The sequence below is a fragment of the Brumimicrobium aurantiacum genome (assembly GCF_003402975.1).
In the GTDB taxonomy this organism is placed as follows: Bacteria; Bacteroidota; Bacteroidia; order Flavobacteriales_D; family Crocinitomicaceae; genus Brumimicrobium; species Brumimicrobium aurantiacum.
Genome location: NZ_QURB01000001.1, coordinates 424,126 through 449,651 on the forward strand (window position 1 = coordinate 424,126; position 25,526 = coordinate 449,651).

The 25,526-nt window shown below is 34.5% G+C and carries 23 protein-coding genes; 4 read left to right on the top strand and 19 right to left on the bottom strand.

The annotated features are described in order from the left end of the window. From DXU93_RS01885 to DXU93_RS01925, 9 genes are all read right to left on the bottom strand, one after another. Positions 1-951, bottom strand: a complete 951-nt coding sequence (locus DXU93_RS01885; RefSeq protein WP_116879544.1) for an alpha/beta fold hydrolase — start codon at positions 949-951, stop codon at positions 1-3. Continuing rightward, the gene (locus tag DXU93_RS01890; RefSeq protein ID WP_123776018.1) at positions 941-1,615 is read right to left on the bottom strand and encodes a hypothetical protein; all 675 of its coding nucleotides are present in this window, start codon (positions 1,613-1,615) and stop codon (positions 941-943) included. The genes DXU93_RS01885 and DXU93_RS01890 overlap by 11 nt, the downstream gene beginning before the upstream one ends. 24 nt (positions 1,616-1,639) lie before the next feature. Further along, positions 1,640-2,305, bottom strand: coding sequence for a hypothetical protein (locus tag DXU93_RS01895; protein WP_116879546.1), 666 nt, complete (start codon positions 2,303-2,305; stop codon positions 1,640-1,642). A 187-nt stretch (positions 2,306-2,492) separates the two neighbouring features. Then, the gene (rseP, locus tag DXU93_RS01900) at positions 2,493-3,824 is read right to left on the bottom strand and encodes an RIP metalloprotease RseP (protein ID WP_317126912.1); all 1,332 of its coding nucleotides are present in this window, start codon (positions 3,822-3,824) and stop codon (positions 2,493-2,495) included. A gap of 101 nt (positions 3,825-3,925) precedes the next feature. Continuing rightward, positions 3,926-5,740 carry a T9SS type A sorting domain-containing protein gene (locus DXU93_RS01905; RefSeq protein ID WP_165851320.1) on the bottom strand — a complete coding sequence of 605 codons (1,815 nt, stop codon included), beginning with the start codon at positions 5,738-5,740 and terminating at the stop codon, positions 3,926-3,928. A 64-nt stretch (positions 5,741-5,804) separates the two neighbouring features. Then, entirely contained in the window at positions 5,805-7,616 is a 1,812-nt protein-coding gene (locus tag DXU93_RS01910) for a T9SS type A sorting domain-containing protein (RefSeq protein WP_116879549.1), read from the bottom strand. Between the two features lie 93 nt (positions 7,617-7,709). Continuing rightward, a complete protein-coding gene (locus DXU93_RS01915; RefSeq protein ID WP_116879550.1) occupies positions 7,710-8,390 on the bottom strand; it encodes a hypothetical protein in 681 nt (226 codons plus the stop codon). Continuing rightward, positions 8,383-10,086, bottom strand: a complete 1,704-nt coding sequence (locus DXU93_RS01920; protein WP_116879551.1) for a DUF349 domain-containing protein — start codon at positions 10,084-10,086, stop codon at positions 8,383-8,385. Before DXU93_RS01920 ends, DXU93_RS01915 begins: the two co-directional genes overlap by 8 nt. A gap of 20 nt (positions 10,087-10,106) precedes the next feature. Next, positions 10,107-11,027, bottom strand: coding sequence for a PfkB family carbohydrate kinase (locus DXU93_RS01925; protein WP_205679224.1), 921 nt, complete (start codon positions 11,025-11,027; stop codon positions 10,107-10,109). A gap of 166 nt (positions 11,028-11,193) precedes the next feature. Here DXU93_RS01925 and DXU93_RS01930 point away from each other — a divergent pair, with 166 nt between their 5' ends. The 4 genes from DXU93_RS01930 (at position 11,194) to DXU93_RS01945 (ending at position 15,788) form a co-directional block, all read left to right on the top strand. After that, positions 11,194-13,854, top strand: coding sequence for an AsmA family protein (locus DXU93_RS01930; RefSeq protein ID WP_116879553.1), 2,661 nt, complete (start codon positions 11,194-11,196; stop codon positions 13,852-13,854). Between the two features lie 481 nt (positions 13,855-14,335). Further along, positions 14,336-14,956 carry a nicotinamide riboside transporter PnuC gene (pnuC, locus tag DXU93_RS01935; RefSeq protein ID WP_165851321.1) on the top strand — a complete coding sequence of 207 codons (621 nt, stop codon included), beginning with the start codon at positions 14,336-14,338 and terminating at the stop codon, positions 14,954-14,956. Continuing rightward, the gene (locus tag DXU93_RS01940) at positions 14,931-15,431 is read left to right on the top strand and encodes an AAA family ATPase (RefSeq protein ID WP_165851322.1); all 501 of its coding nucleotides are present in this window, start codon (positions 14,931-14,933) and stop codon (positions 15,429-15,431) included. The genes pnuC and DXU93_RS01940 overlap by 26 nt, the downstream gene beginning before the upstream one ends. A gap of 90 nt (positions 15,432-15,521) precedes the next feature. Continuing rightward, on the top strand, positions 15,522-15,788 hold the full coding sequence (locus tag DXU93_RS01945) for a hypothetical protein (RefSeq protein ID WP_116879556.1): 267 nt from the start codon (positions 15,522-15,524) through the stop codon (positions 15,786-15,788). Here the strand turns inward: DXU93_RS01945 and DXU93_RS01950 are convergent. The 10 genes from DXU93_RS01950 to DXU93_RS01995 form a co-directional block, all read right to left on the bottom strand. After that, positions 15,785-17,074, bottom strand: a complete 1,290-nt coding sequence (locus tag DXU93_RS01950; protein WP_116879557.1) for a cryptochrome/photolyase family protein — start codon at positions 17,072-17,074, stop codon at positions 15,785-15,787. The two genes, DXU93_RS01945 and DXU93_RS01950, sit on opposite strands and share 4 nt — an antisense overlap. A gap of 63 nt (positions 17,075-17,137) precedes the next feature. Then, positions 17,138-17,773 (bottom strand): flavin reductase family protein, encoded by a 636-nt coding sequence (locus DXU93_RS01955; RefSeq protein WP_116879558.1) that lies wholly within the window; start codon positions 17,771-17,773, stop codon positions 17,138-17,140. A gap of 27 nt (positions 17,774-17,800) precedes the next feature. Then, positions 17,801-18,202 carry a 6-pyruvoyl trahydropterin synthase family protein gene (locus DXU93_RS01960; protein ID WP_116879559.1) on the bottom strand — a complete coding sequence of 134 codons (402 nt, stop codon included), beginning with the start codon at positions 18,200-18,202 and terminating at the stop codon, positions 17,801-17,803. Continuing rightward, a complete protein-coding gene (idi, locus tag DXU93_RS01965) occupies positions 18,195-18,728 on the bottom strand; it encodes an isopentenyl-diphosphate Delta-isomerase (RefSeq protein WP_116879560.1) in 534 nt (177 codons plus the stop codon). The genes DXU93_RS01960 and idi overlap by 8 nt, the downstream gene beginning before the upstream one ends. A gap of 2 nt (positions 18,729-18,730) precedes the next feature. Further along, the gene (locus tag DXU93_RS01970) at positions 18,731-19,567 is read right to left on the bottom strand and encodes a phytoene/squalene synthase family protein (protein ID WP_116879561.1); all 837 of its coding nucleotides are present in this window, start codon (positions 19,565-19,567) and stop codon (positions 18,731-18,733) included. Next, the gene (locus DXU93_RS01975; protein WP_116879562.1) at positions 19,568-21,052 is read right to left on the bottom strand and encodes a phytoene desaturase family protein; all 1,485 of its coding nucleotides are present in this window, start codon (positions 21,050-21,052) and stop codon (positions 19,568-19,570) included. After that, a complete protein-coding gene (locus DXU93_RS01980) occupies positions 21,052-21,564 on the bottom strand; it encodes an RNA polymerase sigma factor (protein ID WP_116879563.1) in 513 nt (170 codons plus the stop codon). The genes DXU93_RS01975 and DXU93_RS01980 overlap by 1 nt, the downstream gene beginning before the upstream one ends. Before the next feature lie 188 nt (positions 21,565-21,752). Beyond that, positions 21,753-22,607: a MerR family transcriptional regulator gene (locus DXU93_RS01985; protein WP_116879564.1), complete on the bottom strand. Its 855-nt coding sequence runs from the start codon at positions 22,605-22,607 to the stop codon at positions 21,753-21,755. A 238-nt stretch (positions 22,608-22,845) separates the two neighbouring features. Beyond that, on the bottom strand, positions 22,846-23,793 hold the full coding sequence (locus tag DXU93_RS01990) for an NAD-dependent epimerase/dehydratase family protein (RefSeq protein WP_116879565.1): 948 nt from the start codon (positions 23,791-23,793) through the stop codon (positions 22,846-22,848). Positions 23,794-24,090: 297 nt separating this feature from the next. Beyond that, entirely contained in the window at positions 24,091-25,404 is a 1,314-nt protein-coding gene (locus DXU93_RS01995) for a M43 family zinc metalloprotease (protein ID WP_116879566.1), read from the bottom strand. Between the last annotated feature and the right edge of the window lie 122 nt (positions 25,405-25,526).

Here is a 25,526-nt window from a genome sequence, read left to right on the forward strand (position 1 = left end):
TCAATTAAAGTTAGCGACTTTTTGGATGAAATCATTTAATGCTTTATTAAATTGCTTTGGTTTTTCGATTGGCAAGGAATGTCCCGCATCTTTAATCACTACCAATTTTGCATTCAGTTGCTTTTGTAGAGCCTTAGCATTTTCCACATCAAAGACTTCATCATCTTCTCCCCATAATATAAGGGAAGGAACAGTAAAATTCAATTCTTTAAATCGGGCCCTATTATTGGGTAAATTCTTGAGCATTTCCTTTTGTTTTTCAGGATACTTGCTAAGATAAAATCCTAGAATTTGCTGCCTAATTCCTTTAGTAAAGGTCACTGATTTCTTTGATGTAAAGTTAAGCATTCTCTTTACCTCTTCACTATTCTCAGGAACGAAAGCTTCTTCAATATGACCTACACCTATTTTATTACAAAACGCTTCTTGTTCAGCTGGAGAATAATGAACACCAGGTGAATCAACAATGGTTAAGGAAGCCAATTTATCTTCAAATTTTTGAGCGACTCCTAAACTGATAAATCCACCATAAGAAATCCCTACAATATTTACATTTTCTAACGCAAGATGATTGATCAACTGTCCTACGGCTTCTATCTGTGTATCCAATTGCGGCTCTGAAGAACTTAGACTTTTTCCAAACCATAAGATATCGAGAATAATTACGCGATACTCATCATTAAAAGCAAAAGCCTGTTCTTTCCACGACAGTTTTCCATCTCCACCAAAACCGTGTACAAACAATAAAACAGGAGCTTCCTCCTGTTTATTATCATAATAAAATATGTTGTGATTATTTATATTAGCAGTCTCGGACACAAAACCATTACGTTTGAATTTATTGGTCAGAAATTGATCATAATTTTTGACCACATTTCCACAACTTGTAAACAGGAAGCCCAAAATTAAAGCTAATGTAAATCGTTTTAAGTTTAAATAATTATCGTCCACCCATTCCCATTTTTTTCAATTCTTCAGGAGTGTAAATCTTAAATCCTTCTGGTACTTCTAAACTAAAGATTTCTTTTTCATTCTTTATTTTTGATTTAAATTTATAGGCAACCATTCTCATATTCATTTTTCCATTTTTGGCTTCCATTTCTAGAGGTAGTCCAGGGATTTCTTCTGAAAGGAATTGACCTTTACGGTATACAGGTAAAATTTCTTCAGTGTACCAAACAACAGATTCATTTTCATCCTCAGTTGTCACATATGCTTTTTTACAAGTATAGCCCATGATTTCTTTTGTTTCATCAACTAATTCCACGTCAACATTTTCAAAAGCAGCCCTTTGGTCATCACTCATATCTTCATCAGTGACCTTCATGGCAATCTTCCCCATCATTCCATCCATAAGGACTAAAGATGTATCGTAATCTATTTCAGAAATAGTTGAATTCGTCATAAAAGATCCCATAATCAAATCAGTTCGAATATTGAATTCTGTAAAATGAATGTCTAAAGTACTTTCCCCCATTTGATCAACATAAGCCGAAACATTCGGATCGTCAGACGACATATATACATCGTAAGAAACTGTACCTTTTTTTATCTGCGCCATGGTAGTCAGTGAGACCATCATTAATGCTGTTGCAAGTATTGATTTAATTTTCATTGTTTTCATTTTTATTAATTTATATTATTGTCCAGACATATTGGTTAACTCTAAAAAGGATTTCTCTATATAACCCTCAGGAATTGCTGTATCGAAAAGCTCTTCATTTTCTATTTTATCTTCAAAACTTATCGCTTTAAAAGAAACATTAACATCAGGTTGTTCTATTACATACTCAAGAACTAATCCAGGTAATTTATAATTGGTATTGTTTAGCATATATAATTTAGATCCATCTATATTTTTATTGTACCAAAACTCAACTTCAAGATCTTCACCTTCTATAGTTGCAATTGCAAGAGAACAAGTTTGCCCTAAAATAGTCTTTACAGAATCCAAATGAGTTATTGTTATCTCATCTTCAGCTTTCTCTGTTTTGTAGTTTTCAAAATCTTCACCTTCAAAATTTGCGGCTTGTTTTCCCAAAACACCATCCATAAATATAAGTCCTTTTCCTTCTTCCGAATCGAGGATAGTTGTGGTTTTCATTAATTGCCCCATATTTATTTCGACGCGAGATTTATTGTCTTTTGTAAAAACGTGTAATGTAGAGCCTTGCGACATTTGCAATTGCTCTTGCATTTTCACATCAGAGGACTCCATTGAAATTTGATATTTCACAGAGAATTCTTGAGCATTTAAGCTTGTAAAAATTACGCTTAAGCTCAAAAATAAAAATAGGGTTTTCATAGCATTCAATCTTTACTCTCAAAAATACGATTATTAAGTCAATTGTCTGAATGAAATCAAACAATATTGACAACCGGTAGAATATTAGCTATAAAATACAATATGTCTATTTGAAGGAAGTTAAAACCTAGTCAAGACAATCAAAACCAACAAATCATAAACATTACACAACCTAATTGAAAGGAGATTATTCTACCAAAGCCTTATAGACATCGTTTCCGTTGGCGTACACAAACAAGGTCAATACAATGATAAATCCAACCAATTGTGCATATTCAAGCACTTTTTGAGGCGCCTCTTTACCTGTAATCATTTCATATAGTAAAAACACAATATGACCACCATCCAATGCAGGAATAGGTAAGATATTCATTATGGCCAAGACCAAGGAAAGAAATGCAGTATTAATCCAGAAAACTTGCCAATCCCAAGCTGGAGGAAATAAACTACCAATCGCTCCAAAACCACCAACATTTTTAGCTCCTTTTGAAGTAAAGATCAATGGTAATTGTGCGGCATAATCATACATTGTCCAACCAGCCTTACTAATTCCTCTAGAAATTGATTCTCCAAAAGTAAAATCAGTATGTGTTGCTTTTAGCCATTCAGGGTTTTTCGCCAAGAAACCAATTGTTTTATTGACATCGGTATAAATCTCTAATTCTTTATATTCTCCGTTTCTATAAAGTCCAACACTAGCAAGCGCAGTATCTTCCTCTATTTTTGCGAGTTCATATTGTAATTCGTGGAAATAAGGTGTTGAAACTCCGTTAATACTCACAATACTATCGCCTTTGGTTAAACCTTTCACGAATGCATCTCTATCTAGCAAAACAGAATCTACAATCGTAGTTTTTCGTGGATTAAAGGCTAAAACAGCATCATTTTTCCACATCCAATCATTGATCTCCTCATCTAGTTTAACGTTGATTTTTTCGCCATTTGGTTTTTGCACTTCTAAATTTCTATAACCACGCAAGAAAATTTGGATATTAACCAAGCTTGAGTTCTCAACTTTTTCTCCATCAACAGCAGTGATGATATCACCATCTTCGATTTCAGGATACAATGCTTGAAACTCAGGATTCACTGCAAGGCCATATTTTAAGGTTTCATTTTTAACCACGCTTTCACCCCATGCAGAGACAACCATAGTATAAATAAAGAAACCAACGATAACATTTACGACTACACCTGCTACCATTACAATCAGACGTTGCCAAGCAGGTTTTGAGCGAAACTCATCGTCTTTTGGGGGTTGCGCCATTTGATCTTTGTCCATCGACTCATCAATCATACCTGCAATTTTAACATATCCACCCAGAGGCAACCAACCGATTCCCCATTCTGTATCTCCAATTTTCTTTTTCAACAAGGAAAAATAAGGGTCAAAGAAAAGGTAAAATTTCTCTACACGAATTTTAAATGCACGGGCAGCTAAATAGTGACCAAACTCATGAAGAGTAACAAGAATAGCGAGAGATAATAATAGTTGAGCGGCTTTAATCCAGAAATCCATAATTTATTCAATTGAATTTACAAATATGGGAATAAAACCATCAAGATTTACTTAAAAAATTGATTTTAGTCCATGGAAATCATTAAAAAAAGTGAAAGAGCCTATTGAACTACCAGTTTCAAGGTTGAGTTATATTTTCCTTCAACGAAAGTTTTAACGAAGTAAACACCAGATTCAGCATTAAGCAAAATTGATCTTACATTTAATTCATCTGGTAAAAGTGTTAAACACTTCATCAATTTTCCGTTAACATTATAAATTTCAAGTTCTGTAGTATGATTTGTTGATATTGTATTTTTCAACCTAAAAGAACCTGATGTAGGATTAGGAACCAATATAAAAGATTGAGATTGTACTCTATCTATAGCTATTGGACCATAAGTTGTCTCTTTACCATCATAATCTACTTGAATTAATCGATAGTAAGAAACACCTGAATATGGACGGTGATCTTCGTGTAAGTAGTACGAAACATTAGAAGTTGTTCCATTGGCTTTCACCTCTGATACTTGACTGTAGATTTTTCCATCAGTACTTTTTTGAATGATATAATAATCAGCATTAAGTTCTGAAGCTGTTTCCCAAATTACATCTACATGATTTTCGTTTGAATGAACATTAAATTCTGTCAACTCTACAGGTAAAGGAGTTTGAACTGAATTAATAGAACCTAATGTAAATTCATCTGAGTCCTCAAAATCAACATTTGAAAAATTAATCGTACTTCCATTTACAACCCCAACTAATGGAGTAATATCATTGTCTGCAAAACCATCTCCATCTCGATCAATAATAAGTCTTACATCACTATATTCAATAGGTGAAAAACCGCTTAAATCAAAGCTTACATCAGTAGCTCCAACATCACCTATTTCAGAAGTTTTCCATGTTCTTGACATTCGAGATTTTATTACTAATCCATCAACATCAACAGTATTATTAGTTGAAAATGGAGCTTCATTGTGTCCCCAAAGCAAAAAATCTCCATCATACATATTTTGAGGTGATTTTATGCGTACTATAGCAGATCCTTGTGAATCATTGTGTTTATTTTGGCTATCATCTTGTCCTATCCCTGCCACTTCTCCTGCATGCGTATTCCTGTGTTGATAAATGGTTTTTGCATTAGGTAAATCAAAGTCATATTTACTTGCCAAGTAATTCTCTACGATTTTCATTTCTGCAGTATTTAAAACTCGGTTATAGTGTAAAATTTCAGACATATCACCTTTAAACCTAAGATGATAATTTTTGTTCAAGCCACCCAATACAAGATCTTGATTACTATTTCCTATGGCTGTGGCATCATCTCTATGTGTTTCAATTACATCCCCTGATTCAAAAATCCTAGATCGCTTATCAACATTTCTTGACCCATCAAAATCAAAACCAACCATAGTTTTAGATCCATTTGTAAAACTTTGAGTTGTATTGAAACGGTTATCCCTTTTTTCGGTATCTAAAGTCAAAGTATTTCCAGACCAAAAAAAGAACGAATAAGAATAATCAGTACTGGTTGAATAGTTTACTCTTTTTCCAAGTATACCTCTTGCCTGCCCATCCAAATTGGCACACCTCACTATAGTATAAAAAGTAATTTGTCGACTATCATCCAAAATATCTGCATCCCCAATAAACATTTGATCATCACTACCATCGAATACTATACTCGGTCGACCATTAATAGCACTATTTGAGGAGTAAATTGGTCTTTCTACAGTGGATGGATTTGAAGCATCATTATTATTCCCAGACTGGTCTTCCCAAGTTATAACAGGATCTCCATCAGAAAGTCCAAGAATATTATCAGCTTTTAACCATAAACCATTATCAGAAGAGCTTCCAACCCCACCTGGTCCGAATTGAGAAAAAACACTTAAGGGGATTAAAGTCAAAAAAAACAATACAACTTTCATATTACAAAAGTAACATATCATCTTTAGAAATGTTCGAACCAACTATCTAAGGATTGTTAAACAATTACTTCACAAACAATTTCAAGACAGCGCTAGCTCCATTGGATTGAGAGACCCTAACCATGTATAATCCTGAATTTAGGTTTAAATTAATATGCTTATAATTTAATTCATTAGGTTGAAGCGTCAAATCATAAACCTTTTGTCCCGTGGCATTTAGTATTGATACATTTGTATTTTCCATTGTTGCAATTGCACTTTTAACCCTAAACCTACCATTAGAAGGATTAGGCACAATAGAAAAAGCTTGATCTTGTACACGATCTACGGAAACTGTTCCATATTTTGTTTCTTCTCCATTAATATCGACTTGAATCAATCGATAATATGAAATACCAGAAAATGGTGAATCGTCAATAATTGAATATTCACTTCTATTGGTAGTAGTACCAACAGCTTTTATTCGTGCGATGTTATTAAAATCCACCCCATATTTACTTTTCTGCACCAAATAATAATCAGCATCTAACTCTGAAGCTGTACTCCAATTAATTTCAACGTTCTTTTCATTCGAAATAGCATTAAAATCTGTCAACTCTACAGGTAAAGGAGTTTGTTCAACATTAATTGAACCAAGTGTAAAACTGTCTCCATCAAAAAGTTCTACACCTTCAAATACAATCTTATCTCCATTAATAATTGTAGCATAATCAATCACATTTGCATTTGCAAAAGTACTTTGTGTAACCAACAAGCGGATATCTGACGCTGTAACAGGAGAAAAATCTGAAATATCAAAGGTCATGTCAACTTTTCCTAAATCACCCGTTTTACTCACCTTCCAAGTTCTTGACATACGTGACTGAATCGTAGCTTGATCTACATCTATAATGTTGTTATACTCGAGTGAAGCTCCATTGTGTCCCCACATCAAATAATCCCTACCTGTAAGATTTGATGGATTATTGATTCTGACGATTGAACGACCTTGTGCATCATCATGAAAGTTACTGTTATCTTCTTTACCTATTCCAGCAACATCATGATCATGTGAGGACTCATGATGGTACATTTTATTTGCTACTGTAATACCATACTTCGCTCCTAAATAATTTTCAACAATAATTCTTTGGGCAGTATTTAATCTATAGTTGAAATGAATAATTTCTGAGTATAAACCGCCTAGTCTATAAAAGCCTCCATTAGTATAATCATAATTCAAGCCACCTAATGTTAGGCCCCTATCACTATTTTGCACTAAAGTTGAGGACTCGATAGATTCAGCCAAGAGGTTACCACCGTTAAATATACGGGATCTTTTCTCTACAGGTTGAGTACCATCAAAATCAAAGGCAAGTAAATAGTCTTTTCCATTATTAAAACCAACAGGAGTGGCAAATCTATTGTTTTGGGTGGTGACATCTAAATTCAATTTATAACCATGGTAAAAGAAGAAAGTATAGGCATAATTGGTACTCGTGTTTTGATCAACTCTTTTACCAAAAATTCCACGTGGTTTTCCATCTAGATTTGTAGGCCTTACAACAGCAAACATCGTAATTCCTGAAGTACCGTCTAATATTGTGTGATTATTATTCACCTCCATTTGGTCATCACTTCCATCAAATCGAAGAGAGGGTTTCCCATTAATACCATTAGAAACATATACTGGCTGTTCAGCTGATGTTTGATTTCTCGCAGGATTACCATTACCGGAGTCATCATTCCATATTTCTACGGTGTTTGCATTTGGAGTAATTGAACTAGCATCTAACCATAAGCCATTGGTAGATGGAGAACCTACACCACCTGGACCAAATTGGCCATGCGCGCAAACACAATGAAAAACCGCTAAAGCTATAATAATCAATCTCATACAAGTGGAGTTAGTTAATGATTCTCCCCAAAAGTAATAAATTAACTTAGAGCCACAAAATTATAATTGAAAGTTAACCAAAAATGGTTAGTCTTAAGAATTATCGAATCCAGAGAAGTAAACCTTAGTTTCGTCGACATTTAAGCGTAAGAGGCGCATAAACTCTTCCTGCTGGTCATTTGGTATCATATTTAGTTGAAAATCGAGCACCAAATCGTTGTTATTGTATTCGAAAAAAAGTTGTCCTTTTGAAATAGAAATTCGCTTTAACCCTTTAAAATAAATTGCCACTACTTCACGATCTACAGCAACAATTGCTTTACTTGTCATCCCAACTCTATATTTATGACCAACCACACCTCTTAAGGTATTGGCAATTGCATCTGCAATAAAGATGAAAAAAATAAGGGTAATAAATAAAGCATCTTTAGAAAAGACAAAAAACACGATTCCAATCAAGAAAAAGCCAACAACTTCAAGACTATTGTACAACAATACACGTTGAAGTCTCTCTGAGTTAATTTTAGAATTAAATTGAAACTTTTCTTTTTGATTTACAATCTTTATTCCCGACCACTTTCTTGAAGAACGTGATGCACCTAGAAGAAAGAGTAAACCGGCGGCAATTCCAAAGACCAATTCAGTATATTCGAACTGGTCTCCGTGAATTTTAAGGCCAAAAATACCAAACACCTCATTAAGTCCAACTGCAAACGCAAAAGGCAGTGTTAGCACTGAGATAATGAAAATCCAGGTATTGTATATTTTATTCATTAGGTATCATTTTAAGCTTTGCTTTAAGACTATTTAATTTTTCTTGCTCCGCTTTGATATTATTTTCAACTTGTTCTTTTAGGGCATTTGCTCCTTTAGAATTTGCAAAGAATCCAAGATTATTCTCAAATTGAATAATTTCTTGCTTCACATTGCTCATCTCATTGCGGATGGCTTGTTTTTCCTTTTCGAACATTTCAGCAGCATTTCCACTCCCTTGAATTGTTTTAATGCGCGCTTCAAACATTACCTTTTCTTTTTCTTCTCCTTCAAGGTTTAGAGAAGCATAAAGTTTATCTATCGCAGCTTTGTAACTTTTAAAAACATTGTCCTTTTGTTTTGAAGGCACAAAACCAATTGCGTTAAAACGTTCAGTAAAATCATTGATTTTGGCAATCGCTTCTTCTTTGTTTTCGGGTAAATTACAATTTGAAATCTCTTCGATTAATTCTTCCTTCGCTTTTAGGTTACCTTCGAAAGCTTTATCTTTTTCTTCGAAATGTGCTTGTTTACCATCAAAAAAGGCATCACAAGCCCCACGAAATTCCTTCCACAGTTTTTGTTCATTTTTCTGACCAGCACTTCCTGCTCTTTTCCATTGCTTTTGAAGGTCGATAATTGCTTTTGTTGTTGCACCCCAATCAGTGCTTTCTTTAAGCTCATTCACTTTAGCAATCAAAGCTTTTTTAACCTCAGCAACTTTATCATATTCCTTTTGAATATCTTTGTAGAAATCACTTTTCTCATCAAAAAACTGATCGCATAACCCTCTAAAAGTAGACCAAACCTCATCGTTTTCTTTCTTCGGACCAAATCCAATTCCTTTCCAATCTTTTTGTAAAGCAAGTACATCTTTAGTTTGTGCAGACCATGCTTTTACGTCTGTACGCGCTTGAGCCAGGATTGTTTCCATTTTCTGAATCAACTCTTTCTTTTGAGCGATATTGGCTTGCATTTTCTCTCTTCGATCATCATAGAAAGAACGAATACGGTCATAAATCTTATTTACAGTTGAATAGTACTCATCCTTCAATTCTTCCCATTGCTCTTGTTTGGTTGGACCTACGTCTTCCCATTCATTTTGCAATTGTTTAATTGAAGCCTCAACTTCCTTGATTTTCTCTACCTTGAGTAGCGCTTTGATTTGCTCAATTAAAGCTTTCTTTGTTTCGTAATTCTTTTTGAAATCATAGTCTTTGATTTCTTTGTAGATGTTCATATTGTAGAAAAACTGTTCCAACAAACGACTGTATTCTTGTTGAACATCATTTCTCTTATCACGTGGAATGTCACCTACTTCTTTCCACTTTTCATTGATTTCTTTATGCGCAGAAAAAGCAGCTCCGATATTTTCTTCATCTGAAATAACAGACTGAAGTTGATTGATCAAAGCTCTTTTCTTTCTTAAGTTCTCTTCCTCTTCAGAACGCTTAGCGTCAATCACCGCCTTACGTTTTTCTTTGTATGGAGAAAAGATTTCATAAAACTCTTCTTTGAGTGGTGTCATCCAATCTTGTTCAGTGAATTCTTCACCTTTATCTTTGGCTTCTAGTTCAGCAATCTGAAACTGACGAGTCGCTTCAATTAAATAATCTTCAAATTGCGTTCGCAATTCATTCACTTCTCTTCCAGTACTTAGAACATTTTCCTTCTCGGTTAGTTCTTTAAGTGCCTCAATAAACTCTCTTTTCTCCATTGTAATAGATATTAAATAGATTAATCCATTTTAAAATTCGTCAAATCGACAAACTTTTGAATACGACCTTCTATTTCACTTTTTGTTAAATTCTCTAATCTTTCAGTACCAAATTTCTCCACACAGAATGAAGCCATTGCAGACCCCGCAATAACACCTCTTTTCATATTCTCAAAAGAAATATCATCTGACGAAGCTAAATAACCAACAAATCCTCCAGCAAATACATCTCCAGCTCCTGTTGGGTCAAACACATCCTCCAAAGGTAATGCTGGTGCAAAGAAGGTGTTTTCACCGTGGAACAATAATGCACCGTGCTCACCTTTCTTAATCACCAAATATTTTGGTCCCATATCACGAATCACCTTCGCTGCTTTCACTAAAGAATACTCACCAGAAAGTTGACGCGCTTCCTCATCGTTGATGATTAAGATATCTACTTTTTTTAAGGTTTTCTTCAAGTCATCCATTGCGATATCCATCCAAAAGTTCATGGTATCCATTGCAATCAACTTAGGACGCTTCTCCATTCTTTCAATTACCTTCAACTGAACGTCTGGACTTAAGTTTCCTAGCATTAAGTATTCACAACCTTGGTAAGAATCTGGGATAATTGGATCAAAATGCTCCAATACATTTAATTCAGTAACAAGTGTGTCTCTTGAATTCATATCATTTCGGTACTTTCCTGACCAAAAGAAAGTTTTTTCACCTTCCTTGATTTGAAGACCTTCTAGATTAACACCTTTATCTGTTAATTTGTCTAACATTTCTTGTGGAAAATCCTCTCCAACAACAGAAACAATATTCTGTTTTTTCATGAAATATGAAGAAGAAAAAGCGATGTATGTACCTGCTCCTCCGATAATTTTATCTGTTTTTCCAAACGGTGTTTCAATAGCATCAAACGCGACACTTCCAACTGTTACTAAACTCATAATCTTTAATTTTAGTGCAAATATATTGTTTAATATAAAGATACGCCATTAAGAGACCTACAATATTCTTCTATTTCCCAAAAAGCCATGTACCTTTTTAAAACATTCTACGTTAATAAGTATAACCAGCTTGGTCAATTTGTAATAGATTCCCTATTAATTTTGTTTTATGAACTGGAAAAAGGCATTTAATATTTTCAAATGGGTCGCTGGAATTACCATCGGACTCATGCTTGCCATTAGTGCCTTAATTCTCGTTTTCAAAGACGACATCAAATCATACGCTCTAAAGGAAGCCAACAAATACCTCAACAAGCGTGTACATATTGGTTACATAGATGTTGGGATTTGGAAAAGCTTTCCAGACATGAGGCTATCCTTTGATGATGTTTTGGTGCACAGTAAATTTGACACCACAATAACGGCCGATACCGCAATTTATGCTAAAAAGATCGACCTTAGGTTTAATCCACTCGATTTTTTCAACAACGACTTCAGCGTTCACCGGATTGATATTGATCAAGCAAAACTCAATTTAAAAATTCTTGAAAACGGCCAAGTGAATTATGATTTCCTCAAACCGAGTGAAGACACTACAAATTCGCCATTTGAATTTAATTTGGAACGTATCAATTTACGTGCTACAGATTTCACTTATCACAACGAGTCGACGCAACAGTTTTATGAAGGGTATTTCAAAAATCTAGATTTTAACGGTTCCTTTAATGAAAAGCAATTTGTTTTAAATGCCCTCACCGAATTTGACGTTAAAACTATTCAATCGAAGTCACTTACTTTAATAGAAAACAAAAGTGCAAAATGTGATATTTCCATTCAAATGGATCAAATCAATGATGTTTTTGAAATTATTTCAGCAGATTTATCCATCAACAAGTTGCCTTTCTTGGTGAGGGGAAAAGTAAGCAATGATAGCTTAAACTTTTATGTAGGATCGAGAGGCCTTGAACTTTCTCAAGTCGCGAATAATTTCTCCATCCAAGAACTTGATGTAGTTGATGAAATCAATGGTCAAGGGAAAGTAAATTTTGAACTCTTCATCAGAGGAGCCAATGAAAAAACAAAATCACCTGCCATAGATGCCAATTTTAATATCGAAAACGGAAGTTTATCAGAGCAAGGGTTTTCACTTTCAAACATCAACTTAAACGGGAGTTACACCAATGGTATTTCAACTGGCAAAGAACAAGTTGTATTGTCTAAACTACAGTTCAATACTTTAAACGAAGCCTTTTCTGGGAACCTTAGCATTTCTGATTTTGATCGACCAAGATTAAGAGGAAAAGCGAAAGGATTACTCGATTTAAAAGCGATTCATCGTTTATTTGGACCTTTCTCCTTGTCAGAACTATCTGGAAGCGTTTTACTCGATGGGAATTTTGATTTAAGAATGAATAGTCCAAAGACGGACCCACAAAATCTTACCATTTATGATTTAAGAGCTTCCTTGCGATTGAATAATATAATTACAAAATTTATGAATGACGAAAGAGCAGTGAGAATAAAGGATGGAAAAATCACCATTCGCAATCAATTTGCAGGAATTACAGATCTATCCGTTTCTCTTAATCAATCGTCACTTACCTTGGATGGGCAATTCAACCATTTAGCGGATTATTTTAAAGGAGCACGTAATCTGTCTGTTGATGCAAGTGTTAGTAGCGACTTTTTGAATTTAGATGATCTTTCCTCAACCCAAGAAGAAACAAGTAAAAGTAAAGCATGGATTTTACCCAACAAAATTGACGGAAAGTTAATGCTAACACTCAACGAGGTTATTTATAGCGACCATCAATACACATTCATTAAAGGAAAAATGAACTTTGGAAAACGTAAATTGACTTTCCCTTATGTTTCAGGGGTAAGTGCCAAGGCTAAGATAAATGGACGCCTGAAAATCACAGAAACTCGTCCGATGTATTTAGTTGTAGAAACCAGTTTAAGTTCTCCAAAAGTAAACTTTAAGCCATTATTTGCTGAATGGAACAACTTTGATCAAACAGTAATAAAATCAGAGAACATCAATGGAAGTGCAAAAATACAATTGGATTTTAAAGGTCCGTTTGACTTGTATGAAGAGGAGATTTTAAAAGAGAAGTTTGATGTGAAAGCAAAGGTTAAAATCACAGATGGGGCACTGATGAATGTAGAACCATTTAAAGAAATCACACAGAGTTTGCGTGCTTCAGGTGGAGGACTTCTGATTAAAAAATCAAAGATTGATGCTTTTGAAGCGCGATTATTGAATTTACAATTTGACTCTTTTGAAAATGAATTCACAGTAAAAAATGGAGTAATCACCATCCCCAAAATGACCATTCGATCCAATGCATTAGATGTAAATTTATCGGGAACGCATTCATTTGACAACGCTATCGATTATTCATTTGATTTTAGATTTAGAGAAATAAAAGGAACCACAAGTTCTGAATTTGGAGACGTGATAGACGATGGAACAGGGTTTAGAGTATTCTTAAAAATGTATGGCACGATTGATTATCCTGAATTTAAATGGGACAAAGAAGCAAAAAAAGCAGTGAAAGAAGAAAAGCGCGAGGAAGCTAAAGACGATTTGAAAAGTGCCTTAAAAACAGGATTTGGTATCAACAAGAAGGATACGACCATTAAAGAAATAAAGACTACCGAGAAACCCAAAGAGAAAATTATCATGGATTTTGGACAAGACACTATTCAAGAGGATTTCACTGAAGAAAGTAAGAAAAAGAAGAAAAACGCACTGCAACGGAAAATTGATGCTTGGAAAAAAGAGAATGAAAAAGAGAAGGAGGAATCTATATTTGAATTTGAGTAATCACTGACAGTAAAAAGACTGAAACCAAGTGAATCACAAAGGTTGTTTTATGATGCACCTCCAGAGAATTGAAAATTTACACCTTTTTCATAATCAAACTATTAAGAACGCTACACGACGACAAAAACATGTTTTTTTTATCGATAAAGTTTTCTTTTTCAAAGATTAATGGTCTATTTTTACAGGTAAACAAGTAACATAAATTTTTCTGTGATGAAAAAACCGTTTTTAAAACTTTTAATAATAGCCGTTGTTTTCACCTTAATTCTTTTTTATCTCAAGGAAAGTCCTTATTATTTTATAAAGAAATCAGAAACATTAGACTTTTTTGCCGTAACAATAATTACTACCATTGTATTAAACATAATTTTCTTTGTTGGAAGATTATTCAAAAGGCGAGTCCTAAAAATTTAAGTGCATTTTCAAATCAAAGCTTTTATTGTTTTTCAATTGCAATAGATAAATCACTATTTTCGCCAACGTGGAAATAATTGACGAAGTTTTAGAAGGGTTAGCAAACACTTCTTTGCTAGAATGGGCTGGTGTTTTGATTGGTACTGGATACCTAATTTTAATTGCCTTAAAAAATCGTTTCGGATGGTTTTTTGCAATGGTAAGCACAGCGATTTATATCTATTTGTGCTACATAAGTCAACTCTACATAGAATCCTGCTTACAAGTTTTCTATTTTGTTATGGCAATTTATGGCTGGATTACGTGGAATAAAGGAAGTAGCGAGGAACGACTAATCATTCGTTGGCCGATTAAATACCATCTCCTCAATATCGTAGCGAGCTCAATTGTAACTGTTGCCCTTGGCTATATTATGGTTATTTGGACAGATCAAGAAAACCCTTACCTCGATGCATTCAGTACTGTTTTTAGTCTGGTAGCGACATACATGGTGACTCAAAAAGTATTGGAAAACTGGATTTATTGGATTGTTATTGACGCCACATTAATTTCCCTATACTCTTCCCGAGGACTTTACCTCACAGGATTCCATTATTTGATCTATACAATAATTGCTATTTTTGCTTTTATCTCATGGATTCGAATCTATAAAGCTCAGAAAATTGAAAGTCACATTCACAGGACCTGAAAGTTCAGGGAAATCAACAATATCAAAAGCTATTGCACAACATTTTGATGGTGTTTGGTTTGCGGAATATGCTAGAGATTTCTTAATGGAACGCGATGGAGAATACCAATTTAAAGATTTAGAAATCATCGCTAGGGCACAAGAATCTGAAAGGAAGGAAAACGAAATTCAAGGAATGAACATCTATGACACAGAAAACATTGTGTTGTACATCTGGTCGAAATTCAAATACGAAAAGGTTTCAGATTACATTGTGGATTTGGTTAAAAACCAAAACTTTGACCATTACTTCTTATGCAGTCCAGAAGGTATTCCATGGGAAGAAGATCCTTTGAGGGAAAGTCCAAACCACAGAGGTGAACTCTTTGAATTATATCGTTCGGTATTAGAAAAGGAAAAAGTTAGTTTCACTATTCTTAAAGGCTCAGCCAAGGAAAGAATGGAAACAGCTACAGCCATCATACAAGACTTATAATGACAGCTTACATTTCTAAAGTCTGTATATTTCACGAATTTATAACTAAATAATTTAGGCTTTGAATTGCTTTTCATCTATCTTTGTAACATGAAAAAATGGCTTCCATATATCCTATTATTAGTTGCTTTTATTTTTTTCTTCAACGGAGATGTAGAAGCACAATGTTCTCAATGTAAATTATTGGCAGAACAAAGTGGAGATTCGATTGACGACAGTATTCTTGACAACAACAACGGAAACAATATCAATTCAGCGATTCTTTACATCATGGCTTCACCTTATATTTTGTTGGCCATCTTAGGAATCACATTCCGCAAAAGAATTAAAGCTTTCTTTAAAAGTAAGATGGGTTAAGCTAAAGCTTCCTTAAAAACAGCAATGGCATGTTCGCGTGCTTTTTTGTGTTCTACAATTGGCTCAGGATATTTATCTGTCCCGTATTCCGGCACCCATTTTTTAATGTATTTAAATTCAGAATCAAACTTTTCTTGTTGACTTGTTGGATTAAAAACACGGAAATAAGGTTGAGCATCTACGCCTGATGAAGCCGCCCATTGCCAACCACCAACATTACTTGCCATTTCATAGTCCAATAATTTCTCAGCGAAATAGGCTTCACCCAATCGCCAATCGGTCATTAAATGTTTGGTTAAAAAACTCGCGACAATCATTCGTACACGATTGTGCATAAAACCAGTATTATTCAACTCCCTCATTCCTGCATCTACAATTGGATAACCAGTTTTACCTTCACACCAAGCTTTAAAATACGATTCTTTGTTCTCCCAAGGAATATCGTCATATTGTGGTTTAAAAGATTGATCAACTGTTTTAGGAAAGTGATACAAAATCATCTGATAAAAATCTCTCCAAATCAATTCATTGTAATACTTTTCGTTTTTTTGGGCTTGACGCATTAGTTCACGAATCGAAATTGTTCCAAAACGCAAATGAACACTCATCCTTGTTGTTCCTTTAATTGATGGAATATCTCGTGTTTTTTCATAATCCTTAATAATGGAATCACTTGCCTGAATTGGAGGGAAATCTTGTGTTTGTTCTTCTGAAAAACCCATTGCTTGCAGAGAAATTAACGCTGTTGGTTCTTCTGATTGATGCAAATTATCCAAGTACTTTTTAACTGGATAAGACTTCAAATGAAAAGCCGTCACCTCCTTCTTCCATTGTCTCATATAGGGAGTAAAAACACGATAAGGCGTGTCATCACTTTTCAATACTTCATTGCCTTCCATGATGACATGGTCTTTCAGTGTTTTCAATTGAATTCCATTATTGGACAGCAATTTTTGAATTTGCTCATCGCGCGATTTTGCATAAGGTTCATAATCTCGATTGGTGTAAACCTTTTCCATTGTACAATCTTTAATCAGCTTTTGAAAAACCTCTATTGGAGTTCCATAAAACACCCATAAGTCAGCTCCATGATTTTGGTATTCATCTTTTAACTTCTGAATATATTGATGAATAAACAAAACCCTTTGATCATTCTTATTTAAATCTTCAAGAATGTTTTTGTCAAAAATAAAAATGGGCTGAACATTGTCCTCTTTTCTCAGAGCCGCGAAAAGCCCAGCATTGTCCTCCAACCTTAAATCTCGTCTGTGCCAAAAAATCGTCATCTTTTTCACTGCTTAAAAGTTATATTTATAAAGCGAATTCCTCTTAATACTACAAAGCTTGATTTACTTAATATCATCCAATGGAGAGTCGGGTTTTGCATAACTATACCTTCCAATTTCTTGGGTAGATAAATAACTATCTAAACCTGTTCCACCCACAATACCCTGATCAGAAAGTGATAAAAACCCATCATTGCGAAGGTGTTTTTCATCTAAGGTCAGCATTTTAATTCTACCAATAATCAATTTCGTATTGTTTAGCGGAATTGGAATAATATCCGCCAATTCTAATCCAATTTTCAAAGGTGATTCTTGAACAAAAGGAGCTTCAAAACCGTCAAAATACTCTTCAGTTAAAGAAACCTCATCAAATTCACTTTCACTTTTTTCATATCGAGCTCCAGTTTGATGGGCTTGCTTGTGGATAGCTGCCGTTACCGAATTAATTGTAAAAAAGGAAGTCTCATTGATATTTTCAAAAGTATGTCGCTCAACAGATGTCGGCCGATGAATGAAGCCCATTAACGGAGGATGCGCCCCAATATGAACTACAGAATTAAAAATAGCAAGATTACTTTGTCCATGATTATTTTTAGTTCCTATCAAATTCAAGCTTTTTACTCCGCTCAAACAATTAATCAAATTCGTTCTATATCGTTTGTCGAGATCGTTAAGCTCCTCTATTAAAAAAGTTTTCATAATGTAAAATAAATTTCGGTAAATCGCTTATTCTGAATATTCGACCATATTATTTTGTGTTTCAGACAATCTAACCGTCAGTTTAAAACCCTGAAGTCTCGGCTTTAATTTTTGATAAATCACTTTTGCTATATTTTCTGCTGTAGGATTTAAGTCTTTAAATGCTGGAACATCCAAATTGAGATTTCGATGATCAAATTCTTCTTCAATTTCCTCTTTGATGATTTGTTTTAGGTCGGCAAGATCAATTAAAAAACCTGTTTCAGGATCAATTTCTCCTTCAACCCAAGTTTCTAGTGTGTAGTTATGACCATGATAATTAGGTGAGTTACATTTTCCAAAAACCTTTTGATTTTTTTCATCAGACCACTTATCATTGTGTAATCGATGAGCGGAATTAAATGTTGTTCTTCGTCCTATTTTAACCATACGCCAATAATTCTGTTAAATATTTATCTACAATTTCCTTAAACCAAACGGTGTAATTTTCAGGATGCTTTTCAATATCTGCCTTCAATTCATCAATGGTAACGTAGCGAAAATCCTCAACTTCTTCTGGATTAGGTTTGGGCTCTCCATTAAACCTTCCTACAAAAAGATGATCTAATTCATGTTCTGTTAGTCCGTTTTCAAAAGCAGTTTTATAAATGAATTGACCAATATAATGAATTGAAGTGGTGAATCCCATTTCCTCGTTCATTCTTCTTAAAGCACCTTCTTTAACTGTTTCCTCAAGGCGTGGATGAGAACAACAGGTATTTGTCCATAACCCTCCACAATGGTATTTATCACTGGCCCTTTTATGGATTAACATTTCATTTTTATCATTGAAAATAACGACAGAAAAAGCACGATGCAAAAGTCCATCTTGGTGTGCTTTCAGTTTTTCCATTGTACCTAAAACGCGGTCATTTTCATCTACGAGCACCACCTCTTTCGTTCCTGTTTCTTCCATTTCTATATCCAATTCAATTTGTGACGCATTAGCGAAGAAAACATCAGCATGAATTTTCTTTTATTAGAAATCCTCACCCTTTCGTTTAATATAATATCAGCTTTTGCGTTTTTAATTTTTGAAAATAACTTATAATAATAGATATATGCCATATATGTTCCAAAACGTGCCGATTTTGGTAGTTTTTTTATTCCATTAAGCCCTTTTTTGAAGTCGATTTCAATGTCTTTTTCAATTTCCTTTTTTGTTTTATCGTCAAACCTTGTCATATCAACATTTGGGAAATATGAACGATCAAGCTCTTTATAATCCGCTTGTAAGTCTCTTAGGAAATTAATTTTTTGAAAAGCAGATCCCAAACTCATCGCTTCAGGTTTTAATCTTTGGTATTCTGTCTCGTCTCCTTTTAGAAACACCTTTAAACACATTAAACCAACAACTTCAGCAGAACCTAAAATATACTGTTCGTAATCGTCTTGATTGTAAGTTGATTTATCCAAATCCATTTCCATGCTATTCAAAAAACACGCTATCAAATCTGGTGTAATATTATATTGATGAACTGTTTCTTGAAAGGAGTTTAAAATTGGGTTAAGCGAAATTCTTCGTTCAATGGCCAATTCGGTATCTTTTCTAAATTCCTTAAGCAGTTCTTCTTTCTCATAATCATGAAATGAATCAACAATTTCATCTGCCAGCCTTACAAAACCATAAATATTATAAATCGGCTGTTGAATATCTTTACTTAAAAATCTTATTCCTAACGAAAAGCTGGTACTGTACATCCTGGTTGCACATTTACTCATGTCGTTAGAAAGCTTATCAAATATTAATTTCATCTATAGTTTGTTAGTAAGTAGTCTTTTATTTATTTCTTCGGCCACAACCTTCCCCGAAATAATACTCGGCGGAACACCTGGTCCTGGAGTTGTTAATTGGCCTGTATAAAAAAGGTTTTTAATCTTCTTATTTATGATGCGAGGTTTCAAGAAAGCAGTTTGTCGAAGTGTGTTTGCTAATCCGTACGCATTCCCTTTAAACGCATGATAATCTTCTTTAAAGTCAGTTAAGCAATAACTTCTTTTATAAACAATATGCGATTTGATTTCAGTATTTGTCTTCTCTTCCAAGCGCTGCAATATAATGTCAAAATATTGCTCACGTAAAGTTTCAGAGTCTTCCAAGTCTGGTGCAATAGGAATTAATAAAAACAAATTCTCCATTCCCTCAGGCGCAACGGAATCGTCCGTTTTGGAAGGACAACATGCATAAAACAATGGCTTAGAGGGCCACTGAGGATCTTTGTAAATTTCCTCTGCATGGTCACTAAAATCTTCATCAAAAAACAGATTATGATGCAAAAGGTCGTCAATTTTTTTGTCAACTCCAAGATAAAACAGCAATGATGAGGGCGCCATCAAACGTTTATCCCAGTACTTTTCGGTATAATTTGACTTTCCTTTAGCCAACATACGATCTGTATGATGGTAATCTGCTCCTGAAACGACGATATCTGTTTCGAAATCACCTTTTGTTGTATTAACGGATTGAATTTTTCCATCCTGATAATTGAAAGTTTTCGCTTCACAGTCAGTGATAATTTTCACTCCTTCATTTTGTGCAATCGTCGCAAAAGCTTCGATGATTTTATGCATTCCTCCCATTGGATACCAAGTTCCCAATTTGATATCCGCATAATTCATTAAAGAATACAAGGCAGGAGTATCTTTTGGCATCGCGCCCAAAAACAAAATAGGGAATTCAAGCAATTCTATGATTTTCGGATGCGAAAAATAGGTCTTGATATATTTTGTAAATGATGAAAACAGATGAAGCTTCAAAGTTCCTTTTACAATTCGCATATCCGCAAACTCTGTAATTTTCAAACTTGGTTTATGCACCAAATCATTCATTCCTACATCGTATTTATACGCTGCTTCTTTTAAAAACTGATCTAATTTTTTTGAAGACCCCGGTTCTAAAGCTTCAAACCAAGCATAAAAATCATCTATGTTGGCCGGCACATCATCATGCGAATCATCTTTCCAATACACACGGTAACTAGGATCTAAACGTTGCAGTCGATAAAAGTCTTGAGTTGTAAAACCGAAGTGATTGTAAAACTTTTCAAAAACTTCTGGCATCCAATACCAACTCGGCCCCATATCGAAAGTAAAACCCTCTGAATTAAACTTTCGAGCACGACCACCAATGGAGGGGTTCTTCTCAATGACTGTAACTTCATGACCTTCTTTGGCCAAATAACTCGCTGCAGACAATCCTGCAACTCCACTTCCTATAACGGTTACCTTGCGTTGATTCATTAATTATTGTAGTGTTTATAATCTGGTAGTAAATCCATTAACTGTTTACGGGCAATAAAAATTCGACTCTTCACTGTTCCCAATGGAATATCAAGTTTTTCAGCGATTTCTTTGTATTTATACCCTAAATAATGAAGCTCGAATGGCTCTTTATATTCGCTACTCAATTTATCCAATTGTGCATTCACCTCATTATCTGTCATGTAATTATACGGAGAATCTCTGTTTTCTGTTGAATTATTTAGCAAAAATAAATCTGTTGAATTATCAAAGATTGTTTTAGAACGAACTTTTCTTCTGTATTGATTAATGAAAGTGTTCTTCATAATCGTAAAAATCCACGCTTTAAAATTTGTTTTTGGCTTGTAATAATCTTTATATCTTATCGCCTTTAACATCGTTTCCTGCGTTAAATCTTTCGCATCCTCCATGTTTTTTGTGTAGTTCATCGCAAAAGCCAATAAATACGACTCCATTGATGTTAATGTATTATTGAATTCTAATGTTGACATTTTCTATTTTGTTTAGTTTTCTACAATATTTATTAAACAAAACTGTGCCAAATGTATGCTTTTTACATAAAACATGCAACAACACTAAGAAACATTAGGCTTTAAAGTAGAAAAAAAGCATCAATCTGGGGAGTATAGATTACACAAAGAATCAAAACGAGGAGATAAACACACACTACATGTGGCATTTATTCCCCAATCCAATCTTTTACAGGGAAAATAATATCGTGTTCTGGCAATCCAAACTTATCAACAATGGAACCTCCCAGAAAAGAAGGAAGGTTAACTTCAACCAATAATTGATCTATGAAAGAGCGGTATTGATCTTTTGACATTCCAGAAACCAAAGAGACGACGATGTTTTTTGGATGAATAATAGAAAGGTGGTTTTTTAAATTAGTAATAGGCAAACTTACCCCGAGGTATAGCGTTCGAAAACCTCTCTTTTTCAAAATATATTGGTAAAACAGCAAACTTATTTCATGAAATTCACCTTCAGGAGTAAACAATACAGCATCTACCCTGCGCTTCTTCACCATTGGCAAACGATCAATCTCTACAATTAATTTCTGACGAATGATATTTGAAACGAAATGTTCTTGAAGCGGACTAATTGTTCCTACCATCCACAAAACACCAATCCTTTCAAGAAAGGTAATCATATAATTTCTATACACTGTTTCAAAACCTTCCTTTGTAATGGCCTTGTTCAATATCCTTTCAAAAGATTGACAATCTACATTAATCATCGATTGCACCAACAGACTCACCACAGCACTGCTCGATCCATCAACATCATAAATTTTCTTGACCTTTTCAATTATCTCTGCTTCAGAAAGTTGAGCAATATGTGAAATCTTCACCCCATTTTCGTATAAAATCGCCACATTGAGTAACCTTACCAAATCTTGATCACAATAACTCCTGATTTTTGTTGAAGTACGTTCTGGCTCTAAAAGCCCATAGCGCTTTTCCCACATACGAATTGTATGCGCTTTTATCCCTGTAAGGATCGCTAAGTCTTTTATTTTAAAATCTGCCATACAAAAACAACAGCAAAGGGTGAAAATAGTTCAGAAAATTACTTCTCTATACTTTGAATAATTCAAAATACGAAGGATCAAAGTTAGTAAAATAATAGTATACTCTGTAAACCAAATTACACCTACAATACGCTATGCGTATATTATCAAGTTCTACATAGAACCAGGCACATTAAAAAAACAGCAAACTTACCTTAATAAATTTACACGCCTTAAAAGAGTTTAAGTCAAAGACAGACTACAAATTGTTTAATTCTCGATACAAAGGTGAGGCAATAACTCTTTTCATCCCTTCATCTAGTGAAAGGAATTCTCGATTCAACAAACTTCTTACATTTTCAGCACAAGGTTGTCTTCGCGTCATATCCCCCTCTTTTAATGGTGGTAGAAATACAATTTTAGACTTTGACTCTGTTTGTTTGATCACAGACTTCGCCAAATCAAGAATCGTTGTCTCCTTGTCGTTCCCGACATTTACCACGTCATTAATGAATTTATTTTCCTCAAAAGCGGTGATACAAGCATCGATATTATCATCTACATGACAGAAAGTTCTCGTTTGTGAACCATCTCCATATATTGTAATATCCTTATGACTCAAAGCTTGCTTAATAAACTTACTCATTACAAAATCTGGACTTTGCTTTGGACCATAAGTATTAAAGAATCGGAAAATAGTATACTCTAAATTATAGGCTTGAAAATAAGATCGGCAGTAAGCCTCACCAAGATTCTTTACAATTGCATAAGGTAATTTCGAGTTCAATGGAGTTGTTAATTCACGTTGTGGCAACTCAACAGGTTCCCCATACACTTCTGATGAAGAAGAGAAGAATATTCTTTTAACCTTTGTTTCAGCACTCAATTTAAAGATGTGATTCAAGCCTTCGATGTCTTCCAATACTGACAAGGGATGATCGGTAGTTCGCTTCACTCCAACCACAGCAGCATAATGAAAAACATAATCAAATTTCGTAGCATCGAAAATCGCTTTCATTTGCTCGTAATTATTACAATCGCCCTCAATAAACTGATAATTATCGTATTGGCTTTTGGTAATCTTCAATGGATGACCTGTCAAAAAATTATCCACTGCTACGATATTGTAGTTTGGATTTTCTGCAAGTTTATCTGTTAGGCAGCTAGGAATAAAACCCGCTCCTCCTGTCACAAGTATATTGATCATGGTATTAAGTCTATAAAACAAGGAATTAAGCAGGTAAAGTTAGGAATTAAATCTCAGATTGTTAAAAATCTAATGATTATATTCATATTAACTTTTCTTTCTCTTCAGAAATAAAACTGCTTTTCACATGCCAAATCATTTTATCCCTTAACCATTTATTAGAGAAGTTTCTTTGTCTTTCATAAACAGGCTGCCTCTTTCTCCAAATAGAAAATCAAAAAGTGGAGTAAAGAACTAAGCTCACTCCACTTTCAAATATTTAACCAAGTTTATTTCGACTAAGCCAGCTCCTAAAATCTAATGCTTAATGAATTTTTGAACTGTTGTAATTCCGGCATTATTATTCACCTTTACAAAGTAAACTCCATTATTCAATCCTTCAACATTAAGTTTTACGAACTGATTTCCTCCTTCATCGGTCAATAAAACCTGACCTTGCGTGTTAAACACCTCAACCTTTTCAATTTGACCATTGTCTATTTCCACATGCAATGTACTGCGTGTAGGATTGGGATAAATCGAAGCGCTTAACTCCTCTTTAATAACTGATGCAGGATTATTGTAAGCCAAGTCATAACGCTGGTTTTCCAATACACCATGCATCAAGGCTACCTGACCTTTCGTAAATGAATTCTGACAAGTTTCATCAGAATAATCCATATAGTTTTCTAACATATCTGGCAAATCAACACCGTTGATTACATCCACACAACTATTCATTGTGGTATCGCACCCATCTGATTGATCTGTTGCATTTGGTGTATCATCAATTCCATCTTGACTAGAACAATCACCATCACCCCAAATATGACGCAACCCTAAATAATGTCCAACCTCATGAGACAATGTTCTCCCTAACACCTCATGATTATTTCCAGGTCCTAACAATAAATCATTAGGATTATTGGCTCCAAAGGCTTGATATTGTACAACCACACCATCACCTAAATTTCCAACTCCACCTGCAGGCCAATTAGATAAATTCGAAGGTGGCGTTGCATACCCCAATAACAATGTGAAGCCTGAAATCTCCATATTACACACCCAAATATTAATGTAACGACTTTGGTCCCACGGATCGATTCCGCCATCAGCGGTTGACTTCACTTCTTCTAAGCTCGAAAAATCACCAGTAAACAATCCGATATCACCAAATGTATATTGCGATGTTTGTGTCCTTGTAATTCCTGTGGTAGGATTTCCATTTGGATCTACTTGAGCCAAAACAAATTCAATTTTTGGACTACCAGCTACATCAGCAAAATCAGTACGCATATTGACTGTATCTGGATTCAATCGATTATAATCTTGATTTAAAGTTTCAATTTGATTATAGATTATACTGTCGTGAATATTTTGCTCTGGAGTTGACGGATCGTAAACCACATGTACAACAACCGGCAACTTGTATTCAGCTTCAGGACCTTTTGTCGCAGCACTGTTTTTTGCAATTTCAAACTGCTCCTCAACATGTGCTGCATAACCAGGATTTTGTTCCTCTTGCCATTCAATGTATTGATGTGATAAACATTGTTCAACAGCTGTTGGATCATGCTGGGCAAATGCCATTCCAGCAAAAAGGGACAGCCCAAAAAGTATAACTTTCTTCATAGTGCTCAATTAAAATAAAATTTGAATAAACGTAAATATAGAGAAAAGACTGCAGTACTCTCTACAATTTTATTGAGCGGGTGGAATGAGGGATGAATGGGGATTTGTTGGAATAGAAAACC

Coding starts and splice junctions, on each gene's coding strand:
- DXU93_RS01890 (WP_123776018.1), bottom strand. CDS start 1,615: ATGAAAATTAAATCAATACTTGCAACAGCATTAATGATGGTCTCACTG.
- DXU93_RS01895 (WP_116879546.1), bottom strand. CDS start 2,305: ATGAAAACCCTATTTTTATTTTTGAGCTTAAGCGTAATTTTTACAAGC.
- rseP (WP_317126912.1), bottom strand. CDS start 3,824: ATGGATTTCTGGATTAAAGCCGCTCAACTATTATTATCTCTCGCTATT.
- DXU93_RS01905 (WP_165851320.1), bottom strand. CDS start 5,740: ATGAAAGTTGTATTGTTTTTTTTGACTTTAATCCCCTTAAGTGTTTTT.
- DXU93_RS01910 (WP_116879549.1), bottom strand. CDS start 7,616: ATGAGATTGATTATTATAGCTTTAGCGGTTTTTCATTGTGTTTGCGCG.
- DXU93_RS01915 (WP_116879550.1), bottom strand. CDS start 8,390: ATGAATAAAATATACAATACCTGGATTTTCATTATCTCAGTGCTAACA.
- DXU93_RS01920 (WP_116879551.1), bottom strand. CDS start 10,086: ATGGAGAAAAGAGAGTTTATTGAGGCACTTAAAGAACTAACCGAGAAG.
- DXU93_RS01930 (WP_116879553.1), top strand. CDS start 11,194: ATGAACTGGAAAAAGGCATTTAATATTTTCAAATGGGTCGCTGGAATT.
- DXU93_RS01945 (WP_116879556.1), top strand. CDS start 15,522: ATGAAAAAATGGCTTCCATATATCCTATTATTAGTTGCTTTTATTTTT.
- DXU93_RS01950 (WP_116879557.1), bottom strand. CDS start 17,074: ATGACGATTTTTTGGCACAGACGAGATTTAAGGTTGGAGGACAATGCT.
- DXU93_RS01955 (WP_116879558.1), bottom strand. CDS start 17,773: ATGAAAACTTTTTTAATAGAGGAGCTTAACGATCTCGACAAACGATAT.
- DXU93_RS01960 (WP_116879559.1), bottom strand. CDS start 18,202: ATGGTTAAAATAGGACGAAGAACAACATTTAATTCCGCTCATCGATTA.
- idi (WP_116879560.1), bottom strand. CDS start 18,728: ATGGAAGAAACAGGAACGAAAGAGGTGGTGCTCGTAGATGAAAATGAC.
- DXU93_RS01970 (WP_116879561.1), bottom strand. CDS start 19,567: ATGAAATTAATATTTGATAAGCTTTCTAACGACATGAGTAAATGTGCA.
- DXU93_RS01975 (WP_116879562.1), bottom strand. CDS start 21,052: ATGAATCAACGCAAGGTAACCGTTATAGGAAGTGGAGTTGCAGGATTG.
- DXU93_RS01980 (WP_116879563.1), bottom strand. CDS start 21,564: ATGTCAACATTAGAATTCAATAATACATTAACATCAATGGAGTCGTAT.
- DXU93_RS01985 (WP_116879564.1), bottom strand. CDS start 22,607: ATGGCAGATTTTAAAATAAAAGACTTAGCGATCCTTACAGGGATAAAA.
- DXU93_RS01990 (WP_116879565.1), bottom strand. CDS start 23,793: ATGATCAATATACTTGTGACAGGAGGAGCGGGTTTTATTCCTAGCTGC.
- DXU93_RS01995 (WP_116879566.1), bottom strand. CDS start 25,404: ATGAAGAAAGTTATACTTTTTGGGCTGTCCCTTTTTGCTGGAATGGCA.